Annotated in this window: 13 protein-coding genes; 11 read left to right on the plus strand and 2 right to left on the minus strand. The window is 30.5% G+C overall.

Annotation, left to right across the window (positions count from 1 at the left end; all coding sequences use genetic code 11):
* Positions 1–690 precede the first annotated feature (690 nt).
* The 10 genes from Q361_RS12040 to Q361_RS12090 all read left to right on the plus strand — a co-directional run bounded on the left by Q361_RS12040 (position 691) and on the right by Q361_RS12090 (position 11,284).
* A complete protein-coding gene (locus Q361_RS12040; RefSeq protein WP_146047023.1) occupies positions 691–1,803 on the plus strand; it encodes a DUF6438 domain-containing protein in 1,113 nt (370 codons plus the stop codon).
* A 163-nt stretch (positions 1,804–1,966) separates the two neighbouring features.
* Positions 1,967–2,542: a Crp/Fnr family transcriptional regulator gene (locus tag Q361_RS12045; RefSeq protein WP_103726983.1), complete on the plus strand. Its 576-nt coding sequence runs from the start codon at positions 1,967–1,969 to the stop codon at positions 2,540–2,542.
* Positions 2,543–2,608: 66 nt separating this feature from the next.
* A complete protein-coding gene (locus Q361_RS12050; RefSeq protein WP_103726984.1) occupies positions 2,609–3,319 on the plus strand; it encodes an MBL fold metallo-hydrolase in 711 nt (236 codons plus the stop codon).
* 190 nt (positions 3,320–3,509) lie between these two features.
* The gene (locus tag Q361_RS12055) at positions 3,510–4,295 is read left to right on the plus strand and encodes a hypothetical protein (RefSeq protein WP_103726985.1); all 786 of its coding nucleotides are present in this window, start codon (positions 3,510–3,512) and stop codon (positions 4,293–4,295) included.
* A gap of 217 nt (positions 4,296–4,512) precedes the next feature.
* Positions 4,513–5,409, plus strand: a complete 897-nt coding sequence (locus Q361_RS12060) for a cyclase family protein (RefSeq protein WP_103726986.1) — start codon at positions 4,513–4,515, stop codon at positions 5,407–5,409.
* Positions 5,410–5,600: 191 nt separating this feature from the next.
* Entirely contained in the window at positions 5,601–7,745 is a 2,145-nt protein-coding gene (locus Q361_RS12065; protein WP_103726987.1) for a DUF7619 domain-containing protein, read from the plus strand.
* A gap of 892 nt (positions 7,746–8,637) precedes the next feature.
* Positions 8,638–9,240: a hypothetical protein gene (locus Q361_RS12075; protein WP_103726989.1), complete on the plus strand. Its 603-nt coding sequence runs from the start codon at positions 8,638–8,640 to the stop codon at positions 9,238–9,240.
* A 41-nt stretch (positions 9,241–9,281) separates the two neighbouring features.
* On the plus strand, positions 9,282–9,464 hold the full coding sequence (locus tag Q361_RS12080; protein WP_103726990.1) for a T9SS type A sorting domain-containing protein: 183 nt from the start codon (positions 9,282–9,284) through the stop codon (positions 9,462–9,464).
* Positions 9,465–9,737: 273 nt separating this feature from the next.
* On the plus strand, positions 9,738–10,310 hold the full coding sequence (locus Q361_RS12085) for a hypothetical protein (protein ID WP_103726991.1): 573 nt from the start codon (positions 9,738–9,740) through the stop codon (positions 10,308–10,310).
* Positions 10,311–10,354: 44 nt separating this feature from the next.
* Entirely contained in the window at positions 10,355–11,284 is a 930-nt protein-coding gene (locus Q361_RS12090; protein WP_103726992.1) for a hypothetical protein, read from the plus strand.
* Between the two features lie 2 nt (positions 11,285–11,286).
* Here the strand turns inward: Q361_RS12090 and Q361_RS12095 are convergent, their stop codons facing one another.
* Positions 11,287–13,050, minus strand: a complete 1,764-nt coding sequence (locus Q361_RS12095) for a DUF885 domain-containing protein (protein ID WP_103726993.1) — start codon at positions 13,048–13,050, stop codon at positions 11,287–11,289.
* 151 nt (positions 13,051–13,201) lie between these two features.
* Positions 13,202–14,089 (minus strand): NifU family protein, encoded by an 888-nt coding sequence (locus Q361_RS12100; RefSeq protein WP_103726994.1) that lies wholly within the window; start codon positions 14,087–14,089, stop codon positions 13,202–13,204.
* Positions 14,090–14,222: 133 nt separating this feature from the next.
* On the opposite strand from Q361_RS12100, the gene Q361_RS12105 reads away from it, so the two are divergent.
* Positions 14,223–16,889 (plus strand): choice-of-anchor L domain-containing protein (locus tag Q361_RS12105; protein WP_211290380.1); only part of this gene is annotated, 2,667 nt, incomplete at its 3' end.

Consider the following 16,889-nt stretch of genomic DNA (forward strand, 5'->3'; position numbering starts at 1 on the left):
TCTTAAACTGAAGTCTGTTTTTCACGAAAATGTTTATCTTTAGCAGAAATTTAACCGTTCGCTGGCTTCGCTTCTGCGTCAAGCCGCAAAACGTTGCCTGCTATACGCGGAAAAATTCCGGAAGAAATTTTTCCTAGTTTCTTAAAGGAAGAATAATGAATGTTTCAACTTCGTGGCTTTTCTTTTATTTTTTTTGTTGGAACTTTATCAGAAAATTACGGCTGAACGAAATCGGACAGAAAAACTGAAATCTAACAGAAAGTTTACGGGAATTTGTACTTAAAAAGTGAAATCTGAAACATATTAAAAGAATAAATCGACAAGAAAATCAGAAATGCCGAAAGCGGAAAACTTTGTTTAAAAGCGAAAGCGGAAAAACTGAAAGAAAAAAACTACTCGACTTGAAAGCAGAAAGAACGCAGATTCGCACAGCAGGCAACAGCAGTTTGGCGCAATAGCTCGATTTCTCTTAAATTGAAGTCTGTTTTTCACGAAAATATTTTATCTTTAGCAGAAATTAAATCGTTCGCTGGCTTCGCTTCTGCGTCAAGCCGCGAAACGTTTGGCGCAATAGCTCAATTTCTCTTAAATTGAAGTCTGTTTTTCACGAAAATGTTTATCTTTAACAGAAATTTAGCCGTTCGCTGGCTTCGCTTCTGCGTCAAGCCGCAAAACGTTGGCAGTAATACTATGACGAAAAATTATAAATACATATTTTTGCTATTATTGACGTTAATTTCTTGTGAAAAGAAACCAACAAAAAACTATGAAAATATAATTCTAGGCGATTGGATTTTTGAAAAGGAAATTCCTAAAATTGAGAATCATTTTTACACTGATTTTGGCTATTCTTTTGACAAAAATGGAAACTGTGAAAGTAAACCAGGATATTTTGAAACAAAAGATAAAACAGAAAAAGAAGAAAGAAAAACTATCTTTTACGGAACAAAAACTAAATATAAAATTGAAGGTGATAGCTTATATATTTTTAACTTAGTTTCTAAAAAATGGAATGCTTCTAAAATAATTGAGATTAATTCAAAAACATTAAAACTAAAGTCTAACAAAGAGGTTGTTTTAGAATTCTCAAAACTAAACTTCAAAGTGAATGAAAAAGTAGACTTTGACAAAATAATTATATCAAAATCACCTTGTTTTGGTTCTTGTCCAATAAATGATATAGAAATAAATAAGAACGGAGAAATATATTATTATGGAGCTTTTTACAATTCTCAAAATGGTTACTTCAAATCAAAAATAAAAGCTTCTGAATTCAATGAAATTGAGAAGAGTTTGAAAAAAGTGAATTTCTCAAACTTAAAAGATAATTATACAGCAAATTGGACTGACGACCAAGAAGTAAGTGTCACATTCGTAAAAAACAACAAGATTTTGAAATCTATAACTGATTATGGAAGACAATCTCCAAAAAGCTTCCGAATAAATATTGAGCCTCTAACCTATTTGTATCAAAAAATAAAATTAGAAGAAGACAAAACAGCAAAAGATTTTCAGTATATAAATCTTCGATTTGAAAAAGGTAATAAAATCATAAACTTGACAAGTTCTGAAATTTTCTTCTTATCAAATTTATTGAGTAAATCAATAACTACAAGTAAATCTTTTAAAGCCAAATTCATAACTAATTATGATACTGACTACGATGTAAGCAGAATTGAAACCGATGGAAGGTTTTTTAAAATATTTTCTAAAAATAAAAATTCAGTGACCTATGATTTGGGCTTTAATTTTATCGAGAAAAATGAATTGACAAAAAGACAAAACTTAAAAAACGACGAATAAGTACTACTGCCAACAGCGGTTTCAAGAAATGGCGAAAAATGTGGTAAATTCACATTTTTCTTTCGTAAGAAATACTATCTTAGTGGAAAATTTAGCGGTTACGAAGTTCGCCACTTCTTGAAGCCGCAAAACGTTAGCAGCAACCATATAGACACCACACGAAATGACAATTGAACCTTTAATTAATTATATTTCAAACCTCTTTGACATTTCTAACAATGACATCAGACTTCTGACGCACTTTTTTAAGAATACCAATTTTTCAAAAGGCTCAATTCTTGAAAAAGAAAATATTGTTGCCCAAAAACTATATTTTATCAGAAATGGCTTTATTAGGACATTTTCTAACGAAGACGGGATAGAAATTACAACTCAAATTGTAGGGGAAAATAATTTTATAACAGGCTTTAATAGCTTTGTTTCAGGATTTATTTCAAAAGAAAATATTCAATGTATTTCAGACTGTGAGGTACTTCATATTACCAAATCAGATTATGAAACATTAACCAAGGAAAGTGCAATTTGGAGTACTTTCTGTAAACAAGTTTATGAAAAAGCTATTACATTTAATCAGCAACGAACAACTGATTTACTGACACTATCGGCTGAAAAACAATATTTAAAATTACTGGCAGAGCAACCAGAAATAATTCAAAATGTTCCAATACAACATATTGCTTCTTATATAGGAATCAAGCCAGAATCTTTAAGCAGAATTAGAAAAAAAATAATTTCCTAACATTTATCAAGCAGTTTTCTTTTTCAAGAACTGAACTTTGCATCGGGTATTTTAAAAATTAAAGAGATGCATCAAATAATTCAGTTATCGATTTTCCCATTTGGAATGATAAATTGTTTTCTTATAAAAGGAGAAAAAAAACACATATTGGTGGACACAGGTGTCCCTAATAGCGAAACAAAAATTATCAAACAGTTAAAAAAACACAATATCAAACCAGAAGATATTGGCTTAATAATTATAACTCACGGACATATAGACCATTTTGGAAGTGCAAAAGAATTAAAGGACATTTTAAAAATTCCTATTCTTATGCACGGCTTTGATAAAGTAGCACTACAAACAGGGAAAAGTATGTTTGAAACTTTAAAGCCTAACCATAAAATTTGGGATATTGTTCTTAAACCTAAGCTAGCAAAAGATACAGCTTCTCCTTGTTTACCTGACGTAGTATTAGATGAGAATGAGGAATATGATTTATCCATTTATGGAATAAAAGGAAAAGTAATTCATACACCAGGACACACACCAGGTTCTTTATCGGTTGTCCTTGAAAATGGAGAGGCTATTATAATGGATTTAGCTTCATCGGGTATATTACTTGGTGGCATTATATTTAATTCAAGAATGAAACATCCGCCTTTTCACGATAATTTAGACCAAGTAAAAAAAAGTATCAATAAAATACTTTCATTAAAAACAGAAAAATTTTATCTTGGACACGGCAATCCTGTCTCAAAAAAATCTTTAATAAAGTATAGAGACAATTTTTTGTAAGGACAATAAAATGGCAGCCGCTAACATCGGTTTGGCAATAGTGGGGCTAACAGTTGTAAATTCAACATTAGTAATACTATTCGTCTTTTGTGCAAACGTTGGGCTGACGTTTTTCAAATGCCCCACCATCGCCAAGCCGCAAAACGTTACCAGCAATTTTACGTAAAAACCTTAAAATAAACATTTTAAAATGAAATTTAAAATTATTGTATTACTTTTTTTTACTTCGTTTATTAATAGTAATTATTCACAAAGTATTTTTTCTGCACTTCATATTGATAACGATTTAGAATTGCGTAAAAACATATTGGTTAGTGAAATAACTACTGAAATAACTTTTTTTAATCAAGATAACATTGAAAGAAAAAAAGAAATTACAAGTTTGAATTCCAAAAACAAAATCATTACTGAATTAAGATACGATTCAGAAGATAACCTAAAAGAAAGACTTACAAGAATTCACGATTCAACAGGAACAAAAAGTATATCAAGAAAAATAGAAAGATGGCATCCTATTATCGGATATTCTTCTGAAACTGCATTTTATGAGTACGACGAAAAAGGATTCCTAATAAAAGTAATTGATAAAAATCAAAATAATAAAGTTATAAGAGAAACTACAATTATAAATAATGAAAAAGGAAATCCAATTGAACTAAAACTAAAAACCGATAGTAATGTTGATTTCGGAATTGAAATTGCAGAATATGATTATTTAAATAATTCTGTCATTACGAAAGTTTTGGATAAAAATGGAAAGATAATTTCAACAAATAATGGAAAAATTGACTACTCAAAAAAAGAGGAAAACGACGTTATAAATGAATATGGTGACATAACAAAATCAGAAGATTATGAATATGAATTTAAATATGACAAAAAAGGTAATTGGACAACACAAGTTCGCTATAAAATTATTGGTGGAAGAAGAATTAAAAATGCTGAATATAGAAGAAAATTAAAGTATCGAAAATAAAAACTGCTGGTAACAGCGGTTTTAAGAAATTGGGGTTTCGGTGTTTAATGGAAGGAGCCAGTGTTTGAACTTCTCTCCTATTTTTGAGCTTTTTTCTTTCATACTTTTTGGTATATTTGTAAACATCAGTAACAAAAATTCCCAACTTCTTAAAGCCTCAAAACGTTAGGCAACATTGTAAAGCGACACTGCCGACAAGAGAAATTCAACAATAAATATGGACAAAAGAGTAAAATTTGACTTTGAAATTTATTTCACTAATGGCGGGAGTATAAAAGGCGAAGACTTTCGACTTGACATATCAGGCGATAATATTTCTGACAAAGAACTTGCAGATTATATTGTTGCGGATTTGCGACTTCTTATGGTTGGACAAACCAAAATTTTGAATAAAGTAATTTTTGAAGAGCAACACAAAAGAAAACCAATAAATGAAAATATCAAGGCGGACTTATTGATTGATTTAAGCCACACTATTGAGCACGGACTTGTAACTTATAAAGGCTTACCAGCACCAATAGTTTGCGATTATTTGAGTAGAGAAAATTCAAAACAATTTTACGAAGAAGGAACTGAATTCCAAATCGGAAAAATTGAAATGGTAACAAATACAGGAACGTATATTGACTGCCCTTTTCACAGATTTGAAAACGGTAAAGACCTTTCAGAGGTAGCTTTGGAATGTTTTGTTGACCTTGACGCAACAGTAATTAGTGTTCCTTTTAGCGAAACGTTAGCAATTACAGACGACCATTTAAAAAATTATGAAATTAGAAATCGAGCAGTTTTAATCCATACCGGTTGGGACAGACATTGGGATACTGAAAATTATTATGAAAACCATCCTTATTTAACAAAAGAGGCAGCCGAATATTTGAGAGATTGCAATGTAAAATTAGTAGGTATTGACTCTCATAATATTGACAACACATTAGGTAAGTCAAGACCTGTTCATACAATACTTTTAGGTGCAGAAATTTTAATAGTAGAACATCTTTGTAATTTGTATTTGTTACCAAAAGATGGTTTTACTTTTAGTGCAATTCCACCAAAATTTAAAGGAGTTGGAACATTTCCTGTAAGAGCAATGGCTAAACTGACAAAAACGAATTAGATAAAAACAACGAACCGCCAACATCGGTTTGGCAATATGGCGGCTGAAGTGCTTCTATGAAACATTTGTGCAAGGTTCAACAGCAGTAATTCTATTGAACATTTGTGCTAAAAATCCGCCACATCGCCAAGCCGAAAACCGTTGGCAGACATTATTGACAAACGAAACTTATAAACATTAATTCAAAATAAATGAAAACAAAAATCTTTTATTTTATACTTACTTTTACAACATTTTGTAATGCTCAAATTATTAATTTTCCAGATCCAAATTTTAAAATTAGATTGCTACAATCAAGTACATCGAATTCAGTAGCAAAAGACATCAATAATAATAATATTAAAATTGACAGTAACAATAATAATGAAATAGAAATTAATGAAGCGCTTCAAGTTTACAAACTAAATATAAGTCCATCTTCTAATGGTATCGGAAATATTTCATCTATTATTGGAATTGAGAATTTTACAAACTTAACCCACTTAACAACAAATTATAATGTTATTACATCAATGAATTTAAATAATTTATCTAATCTAAAATCGTTAGGTTGTTATAATAATCAATTAAGTTCATTAGAATTACAAAATTGTACTCTTTTACAGGAATTATATTGTCAAAATAATCAATTAACTTCTTTAAATATAAGCAATTTAAATAGTTTGAATTACTTTCAATGCTCCAACAACCAATTGACATCATTAAATATTGATAATTGCAACTCTTTGATAAATCTATTTTGTGACAATAATCTTCTGACAACTATTAATATTAATAATTCAAATAATTTAACTTGTTTCGTTTGTAATAATAATAATTTAAATACTATATTCAGCAATAATAACAGCCCATTTAATATTTGTCTTGATTTTTACAATAATCCAAATCTATCATTTATTTGTACTAGTACATTTCTATATCAAGCTAAAGTAAACAATTATGGATATGTTAATTGCACCGTAAATCCTTATTGTTCTTTTTTTCCTTCAGGTAATTATAATTCTTTGAAGGGTAAAACATATTATGACTTGGATAATAATGGCTGTAGTATAAATGATTTAACACTAAATAATATAAAATTAAAAAGTACATTAGGAACAATAATTAATTATACAACAACAATTAATGATGAATATAAGTTTTATTTTTCTAATACTGGTAGTTTTATAATTAATCCAGAAATTGAAAATAGTTTATACTTCAATATTAATCCTAATAATCCCACAATAAACTATAATACTATTAATTTCACAGAACAAGTTCAAGATTTTTGTATTACTGCAAATGGTCAACACAATGATTTAGAAATAATATTAATCCCAATTAATGCAGCTAGACCTGGTTTTGATGCTAATTATAAAATAGTTTATAAAAACAAAGGAACAACTACGCTATCAGGCACAATCAATTTTACATTTGACGATAGTGTTTTAGATTTTGTTTCTAGTAATCCTAATTTTTCAAATCAGTCAATAGGTAGTTTAAATTGGAACTTTACAAACCTATTACCTTTTGAAAGTAGAGAAATCAATATTATACTAAACTTAAATTCTCCAATTGAAACACCAGCGTTGAATAGTGGTGACTTATTAAATTATACTGCTTTCGTAAATGGGCAACTGGACGAAACTCCAAATGACAATATTGCAATCTTAAATCAAATCGTAGTTAATTCTTATGACCCAAATGATAAAACTTGTTTGGAAGGAACAACTATTACAACAAGTATGGTTGGTGAATATGTTCATTACTTAATTCGATTTGAAAACAATGGAACTGCAAATGCACAAAATATTGTAGTAAAAGATATGATTGACATAAATAAATTTGACATCAATACTTTAATTCCAATTAAAGGAAGTCATAACTTTGAAACAAGAATATCAAGCACAAATAAAGTAGAATTCATTTTTCAAAATATAAATCTTCCTTTTGATGATGCTAACAATGATGGTTATGTATCTTTTAAAATTAAAACAAAACCAAATTTAGTTGTTGGAAACACTTTTAGCAATTCAGCAAATATCTATTTTGATTATAATTTCCCGATTGTTACAAATAATTACACAACAACAGTTCAAAACACATTGGGTTTACAAGAAAATGATTTTATCAATAACATTTCTGTATATCCAAACCCTGTAAAAAATATTTTAAATTTCAAAATAGAAGATAATATTTCAAAAGTTGAAGTTTATGATATTTCGGGAAGAATTTTAAGTTCAAATTCAATTCATGAAAATAAAATTGATTTAAGCAATTTAAAAACTGGAAATTATATCCTAAAACTCTATACAGAAAAAGGAATAATGAACACTAAAATAATTAAAGAATAACGATTTGCCAACAAGCGTTTTGCAAGATTGCGGGGTAAGTGCTAAATTTAAAGTTTGGACTTTTCAATAAAGTTCAGTAACAACCTAAAAGTAAAGATTTATTTAGTCCGCAACCTCGCAAAGCGCGAGAACGTTGTGTGCTATGCTATTAAACCGACGCAAATAAAATATGAATATACTGAAATACATATTGAGATATTTAACATTATTTGGATTGTTTTATTTACTCATTTTATTGACAAAATTTTATGGAGATTATTCGACTTTAATACATATTTTCCTTTTTGTAATACCAATAATAGTTCTTCTAATTATTGTCAATTTAATAATATTATATCGTTTTGAAAGTAAAAGAAAAAACACAAATGTGTTAAAAATGACAGTTTCCTTTTTGCTAGTACTTTTTGGACTAAATTTATTCATGAATATATTGACAATAAAAAAACAGTCACTATGATTATGACTCAACAAAATGATTTACGTACAAGTAAATTATTCCTTTATAAAAATTTAAGTTATAAAATCACGACTTTTTATCCACACGGAACTTCAAATTATTCTGGGAAATACACATTAGAAAATGATGTTTTAGAACTGAAGGATTCAAATATTGAGAATAAAACAAAAAACAGATTTACGAATTTGTATAAACTTAATAAATTAATTTGAACCAACAAAAAATAATTTTAATAAATTAGAAATTATGAAATAAGCACAGCTCACAACAAGGGTTTTGCGTCAGCACGAAGCCCTTCGGGACTTCGTACAACTTGGATTTTGCACAAGGCAAAACCCTGCGCAAAGCCTTGTTTGTTAGTGGCTATTTAACAAAAAAAATGACGCAAAACCCTAAAAAACAAATGTTTACACAAACAATTAAGAAAATAATATTATGAGTAATGGTTATGATTTAAAAGACATTGCTGAAAATTATGCAAGAAAAACAGATTCAGAATTAATTCATATTGCAACAGAAAAAGCTCAAGGTTTAAGACCAGGAGTTTTGGAAATCATTAGAAATGAAATTAAAAAGCGAAATTTAAATCCTAATATTTTAGAAGGTGCAAAAGCTCAAAACAGAGAATATTCTTTAGAAGAAATAACTGAATTATCTCAAAAATTGAGAAGTTTGCCTTGTCCATTATGTGGTAATAAAACTGCAAAACTTAATGGAACAATAATGCATACTGCAAAAAGTTTTATTGTGTTCTCATTTTTTAGAAAAGAACCAATTATTGGTTGCCCAGATTGTTTGGACAAAAAAAATCAAGAATCAATAATTTCAACTGCATTACTTGGTTGGTGGGGAATTCCTTCGGGTATTTTAAAAACACCTTTTTATATCTACAATAATATTAAAGCTAAAAAACAGAACAGAATTGCAGAACCAAATGAAACTTTATTAAGTTTTACCTTTGAAAATATTGGACAAATAGAAACTTATAAAGATGATTCAGAGAAACTAAAACAAATAATAAAATACGTAAAAAAATAAACAGCCACTAACAGCGGTTTCACGAGATTGCGAAAAATATAATGTATATAAAAAACGAATGTCAAGTAAATAAAATAGTTGTATATAATAATTTTGGGAAAGCAGTTTTAACACAAACTACAAACAATAACAAAATTAATGTAGAGAATCTTGCTCACGGAATTTACCTACTAGAAATTCATACAGAACAAAATAAAGTTTATAAAAAATTTATTAAAGAGTAATTAATAAGATAAAATATACATTATCGATGAAAATAAAAATTTTAACCCTCTATAATATCTAACGAAATATTATTTGATGTTTAGGCACAAAATCTTAATTTGCCCAATGGAATAATTATTGAAAAGCATGTTTATAAAAGTGACGGCAAACTGAATTATTCTGAAAAACTAAAAGGAATTCACCCACTTGATTTTGAAATAATACTTGAACGTAATTAAATCGTACAGTTTTAAACCCTCTACATTTATGTTAATTTTAAACAAAAACAAATCATGAAAAAAATTTATTTTTTACTTATTATTTTTAGTGCTTATCAGTGCTTTTCACAAAAAGACAGAGGTACAATTACATTGCTTAATGGCACAGTGTTATCTGGTTTGGTAAAAGTTACATCAAGCTCATTCAAATTTAAAGCTACCGAAGACTCAGAAACCATTAAATATGACTATAACGATGCTATATCTGCTACTGTAACAAACAGCAAAAACGAAGAACTTAAATACGAATATGTTTATGTAGAGTATCAAAAAAAACCGTTACTCTTAACTGTAGTAATTGACGGTTACTTAAAGTTGTATGGCGAATACACAACAAGCTTTGGTGGTGGTATGGCCTTAGGCACAGGATATAGAAGCACTTCTACGTACCATATTAAAAGAGCAAACGACAAATTTGGGCAATACTTTGTTGCGTATGGGTATATACCTAAAATTGGGTTTAAAAAAGTGGTAAAAAATTACTTTACCGACTGTCCTGAACTACAAAACAAAGTCGCATCAGATGAGTTTAAAAAAGATGATTTTAAAAAAATTGTAGTGTATTACAACCAAACTTGCGCTCCATAATTTTTAGCTATTTTCTATAATAATTCTTTGTTTATGCTAATGCTATGACTCATATTGTAAACAAAACATTACTGCTTTTTCTACTAAGTTTTTATTCAGTATTTTCACAAATAGAAACAAAAAATTACACCAAAATATCAGGGACTAAATGTAGTATTTTGGCACCCAACGGCTTTATAGTTTCATCAAATTTTAATGGTTTACAAAATGTAGAAAAAGGCGCTTCTATCATGATAACCGAATTACCTGGATCATACTTTATGATGCACGAAAACTTTAATGCTGAAAATTTAAAGAGTAGAGGCATGATACTTATTAGTAAAGAAACCGTAGATTACAATAACTCTCAAGCTACTTATATCAAAGTAAGGCAAGAAGCAAACGGAATACAATATCTCAAACAAATAGTAATGTTTGGAAATCAAGATTATACTGTACTCGCAAATGGTATCTATCCTGAAAAATACAAACAGATAGAGAAAGAAATAAAAACAGCTCTTTTTTCTATAAAATACAATAAGAACGAAGACATTAGCACCATTGAAAATGTAGACTTTGATATTGATTTATCAACTACAAATTTTATATTCACAAAACAAATGTCTAATACGATTATTTATACTATAGATGGAAAATTCCCTACAGAGCATCCATTTTTTATGGCTGGAAAGTCAATCTCAAAAATAAACGCTAAAAACAAAAAAGAATATAGTGTTGAAAGGTTAAAAAATTTACCAAATGGCAAAAGCATAACCATCGAATCTATCACCTCAATTAATATTGACGGACTTGATGGTTATGAAATTATTGGATATGGAAAGAATAGTAAAGAGGAAGATGAACAAATTTATCAAATAATGCTATATACAGAAAGTTCTGACTATTACATTATGATAGGAATAACATCTTTGGAAAACAAAGACTATCTAAAAACATTTAAAGAGATAGCACAATCTTTTCGGATAAAAAAATAGATTTATTGTTCTTTTTCAATCCAATTATTTACTTTTTTCTCTAGCAATGCCAACGGCATAACTCCCGATTCTAATACAATTTGATGGAATTTTTTGATATCAAATTTTTTACCCAACTGCTTTTCAGCTTTTTGACGTAGCTCTAAAATTTTAAGTTGTCCTATTTTATAAGAAAGCGCCTGACCCGGTATGGCCATGTATCGTTCTATCTCGGCTACAATACTAGCTTGGGGCTCTGCTTCGTTTTCTAGAGAATATTGTATAGCTTGCTCTCTTGTCCAACCTTTATAATGTATGCCTGTATCTACTACCAATCTTATAGCACGGTGCATTTCGTTGCCCAACATTCCAAAATATTGGTAAGGATCTTTATACAAACCGAGTTCTTTTCCTAAACTTTCGGTATACAATGCCCATCCTTCTCCATACGCACCAAACCAATTAAATTTTCTAAAATCGGGCAAGGCTTTGTTTTCTTGTTGTAATGCAATTTGAAAATGGTGTCCCGGTATGGCTTCGTGCAAAAATAAATCTTCATCTCCATAAAAATTATAATTTTTCACATCTGGAATAGGCACATAAAAAGTTCCAGGTCTAGAACCATCTGCAGCGCCTTGTACATATTCTGCACTCGCTGTTTGTTCTCTAAAAGCTTCGGTACGTTTTATTCTAAAAGGTGTTTTGGGTTGTAAAGAAAACAATTTATCTACATTTGGTTTAATGGTAGCGTGTATTTTTTCAAAATTGGCAATAACCTGCTCTGGTTTGGTAAAAGGTTTTAGTTTTGGATTGTTTCGTACATCATTAAAAAAATCGACTATACTTCCTTTGTATCCTACTTGTTGTTTTACTTTTTCCATTTCAGCTTTAATTCGAGCTACTTCTTTCAAACCAAGATTATGAATTTCCTCTGGAGATAAATCGGTAGTTGTCCATTGCTTTATATATACTTTATAAAGTTTGTTGCCATTTGGTAGCGCGCCTATTCCGCTCGCCGTTTTTGAAGCAGGAAGGTATTCCGTTTTTAAAAAAGTAATCATTTTATGAAACTGAGGAACCAACTTTGTTTCAATTACTTTTGTATAATCTTTCGTTAATGTTTGCTTTTGAGCTTGTGTGAAATTTTCTGGAAATTTATGTATCGTTGTGTAAAATATATTGTTTTCGGTAGTTGTAGAAATAAAATTTTCAAATTGAGGAATTAATTTTTGAGTTAATGCTTTAGGCAAAACCCATCCCTTTGTAATACCTTTTTTCATGTATACTTGTGCAGAGTCGAGCCACACTGTATAAAGTTCCATTCGTTTCAGAAAATCTCTGTAGTCTTTCTCTGTTTTAAAAGGCTGAGCAGAACTGCCTTCGGCAAATTGTGCCATTGTTAAATGTGTGCCCCAAAACTGATGAATTGGTAATAAATTATTAGAGGTTTTAAGCAAATCGTTACCTCGGTCTATTTCCCATTTCATAATATCGAAACTATTTTTTTCTTCTTCCGAAAGAGATTCATAGTTTACGGTTTGTAATTGTTGAGAATATTTTTTGTAAAATGCTACTTGTTTTTTTCTATAACCGTCTGTCATTTCAAATTGCAACTGATTGTTGTATTCGTTTTGACCGTTTACAGTAGCTTCAAGCGGATAGAGTTTGTTTTTATCGTTAAAATAGTCTTGTGTAAGCTTTGAAAATTCAACGGTACTATTTTCATTTTTACAATATATTAAAGTAAAAAATAGTAGTAGAGCACTTACTTTTTGCAATATTTTCATACGATATGGTTTTATGAGATAAACTTTATTTTTCAAGCCATTACAAATATATAGTTTTTTAAATACGAATAGTGCGGCTTGCTTGATACTCTATTTAAAAAAACAGCTTCGTTAAATAAATATTAGTTGAAAATTAACCTTTTAATTAAGATTAATTGATGGCTTCTACAACAATCTCGTTATCATTTAGCATACTTTTAAGCATGTTTTCTATACCGTTTTTAAGCGTAAATGTTGAAGACGGACAACCGTTGCACGAACCTTGAAGCACTACTCTTACTTGTTTAGAATCTGGATTGTACGAATCAAAAAGTATGTTACCTCCATCTGCTTGAACAGCTGGTTTTACGTATTCTTCTAAAATATTTACTATTTGTTGTGATGTTATATCAAGAGCATCAAAATGAGTTATGGTTTGCTTTTCTTTTTTGGGTTTTTCAATTAAACTCTCTTGTATTACTGTGCCACCGTTTTCTATAAACTGTTTTATAAATGTACGTAGTTCCGAAGTAATTTCATCCCAAGAATAACTTTCAAATTTTGTTATTGAAATATAGTTTTCATCGATAAATATTTCTTTAACATACGGAAAATGAAACAATTCTTTAGCAATAGGTGAAGCTTGGGTATCGTCTATGTTTTTACATTCTAGAGCTACTTTTGTAAAAAGTTTATTAGAAACGAATTTAAGCACGGCTGGGTTTGGAGTTGTTTCTCCATAAATAGTTACTGGTACTTTTTTTGGAGTTGCCGATTCTAGAATTATTGGAGTTCCATCGGCTACCATTTGTTCTATTTGTTGAGCTACTTCATCTTGAACATCAATCCATTCTACAATACTAAAACGCTCAATGGCTATAAAATTGCTCGAGATATATACTGTTTTTACAAAAGGTAAATAAAATAATTTTTGAGCTATTGGAGAGTTTTGAGCTTCATCGATATTCTTGAATTCAAAACTTTCATGATTTGTAATGAATTCTGGAAACTCAAATTTAATAATAGTAGGAGTATTTGTTTGTTTGATAGATATTTTCATGCTAAAGTTGTATTTTTTCTGCAAAATTAACAAATATATTAGCTAGTAATGTTTATATTTGGCGGTTTTAAACAATTAATTAACATTTTAAACGTTATAGTTTTGTACGTTTAATTTTTTCGAAATCATCGTTATGAGAAAAAAGTTACTATTGCTTTCTTTTTTAGTTTTTAATTTAGTGGCTGTAGCTCAGTCTATTAATGTAAACACTACTACTTACACTGTACCTCAGTTGGTAAAAGAAAAGCTATTTAATTTAGCTCCTGGTCAAAGTTCTAACTCATGTACAGGTTCTATTTCTAATATTACTTGGAGTACGGGTACAAATTTTGGATCTACAAATGGTATTGGTTATTTTACAAATACCAATCCAAATTTCCCTTTAAGTGCAGGTGTTATACTTAGTACAGGTAGTGTAGTGACTACATCTAGTATAGTTGGGGCTCAGGGTCCAAATAACGACATTCAGAGCAATGGAGATAATTCGTGGGTTGGAGATACACAGCTAGAAAATGTAATTTTAGCAGCCACAGGAAATGCTATGAACTCTAAAAATGCAACCATTTTAGAATTTGACTTTGTTCCTTTAACCAACACTATGAGTTTTGACTTTGTATTTGCTTCGGAAGAATATGGAACATATCAATGCACTTTTTCCGATGCGTTTGCGTTTTTCTTAACAAATGTTACAGCTGGCACTCCTGCCACCAATTTAGCATTAGTACCAAGTACGACAACTCCAATATCGGTGGTTACCGTTAGAAACCAACTTTACAACGCAAGTTGTACTTCTGCCAACCAACAATATTTTGGAAATTATTATCAATTACCTCAAGGCCTTAACCCCGCAAATGCCCCTACTAATTTTAATGGAAACACGGTAGTGATGACTGCTAGCTCATCTGTTATACCAAATAACACTTATCATTTAAAATTAGTTATCGCAGACAGAAGTGATACAGCTTATGATTCAGCAGTGTTTTTGGGTGCTGGAAGTTTTAATTTCCCTATCTTAACAGGTGGTTATGGCGGAACAGGCTTTTATGTGGCAGATGGTACAGCTATTTGTTATGGGGGTAGTAGAACTGTAAGTGCCGAAAGCACTCCAACTCCTGGAGCTGTATATTCTTGGTCTGTAGGAGGTAATCCAATCCCAAATAGCAATAGTAATAACTATACAATAACACAACCTGGTGTATATACTGCAAATATTACAACTGGCACCAATACACAATCTAGTTGTCCATTTACTGTAGAATTTTTACCTCCTATGCCTATAGGCACACCAACAGATTTAACAAATCCGACTTCAAATCCGATTTTTAATTTTACAGGCAATCTTAACACCATATTAAATGGTAATAGTTCAAACGATTACGAAGTAAACTTTCATCATACATTAGCAGATGCTCAAAACGTTGCTAATCCAATTTCTAATTTTAGTAATTATACAGGTTATGATGGTGAGGTTATTTATGTTTCTATACAAGATTTGGTTTCTGGTGCCAGTTGTATAGAAACGCGTAGTTTTATATTGCACTTAAACACAGTCGCAATAACGCCAACTACACCTCCTGATTTAACAGAATTAGACGATTCTAGCAATGATGGTATAGCTCCATTTAATTTGACACCACAAACAAGTATTGTTTTAGGGAGTTACGATCCTACCTTGTACACTGTAACGTATTACACATCATTATCAGATGCTACTGCAGGAACTAATCCTATTACTGTTTTAAACCCTTTTGACGGAATTAACAACCAAGAAATATATGTAAGAGTAACTGAAAATGCGTTACCAACAAACTTTGGAACTACATCTTTTACTCTATTTGTTATTGCGAATCCGGTAGTTACTTTAAGTGCTTCTTCTACAACTATATGTAGCTATCAAAATACTGTTATCACTGCAACTGTAAACAATCCTGGCAATTACAATTATACTTGGACTGTTCCTACTGGGGTAACCAATCCAGGAAATGTTTCTAGTTTTCCAACAAACATCGCAGGCAATTATTCAGTAATAGTTACAGATACAACAACAGGTGGCGTGAGTGTTCCTGCATTTATAGATATTGTAGTAAATACCCCACCAACACCAATCACCCCTACAGCCTACCATGTGTGTGATGACAATACAGATGGCTATGCTACCTTTACATTAAGTACAAAAGATGCAGAAATTACGGGAGGTAACACCAACTATACTGTAACCTACCACGTTACTCAACCAGCAGCCGATGCAGGTACACCTGTACTACCAAACAGTTACTCAAACAATATTGCAAATTCACAAACTGTTTATGTTAGAGTGGTTGATAACACTACAGGTTGTTACGCTACGACCACATTACAACTGGTTGTAGACCAAAAACCTCAAGTTACCACGTCAAGCGCAGGAGTATGTATTGGAAATAATGCTACGGTATCAACTACAGTTAGCCCTGCTGGCACTTACAACTATGTGTGGACCTATCCTGCTGGAGCTTCAGACCCAGGTAATGTAAGTACATTTACTACTTCTGTTGCTGGTACTTATACTGTGGTAGCTACTAATACTACTACAGGTTGCAGTAGTAATGCAACACCTGTAACCGTTACAATCTATCCATTACCGGTAGTTGTAACACCAAACCCTATGACAATGTGTAGTAATGGTTCGAGCAACCAAGCTATTTTTAACTTACCATTAAATGATAGCGCTATAACCAATGGTGCTTCTGGACTAACAGTAACGTATTACAACAGCCAAGCCGATGCTGATGCAGAAACTAATGCGATAACCCCTTCAAATGCT

It is taken from the genome of Flavobacterium croceum DSM 17960, from assembly GCF_002917885.1.
Classification (GTDB): Bacteria; Bacteroidota; Bacteroidia; order Flavobacteriales; family Flavobacteriaceae; genus Flavobacterium; species Flavobacterium croceum.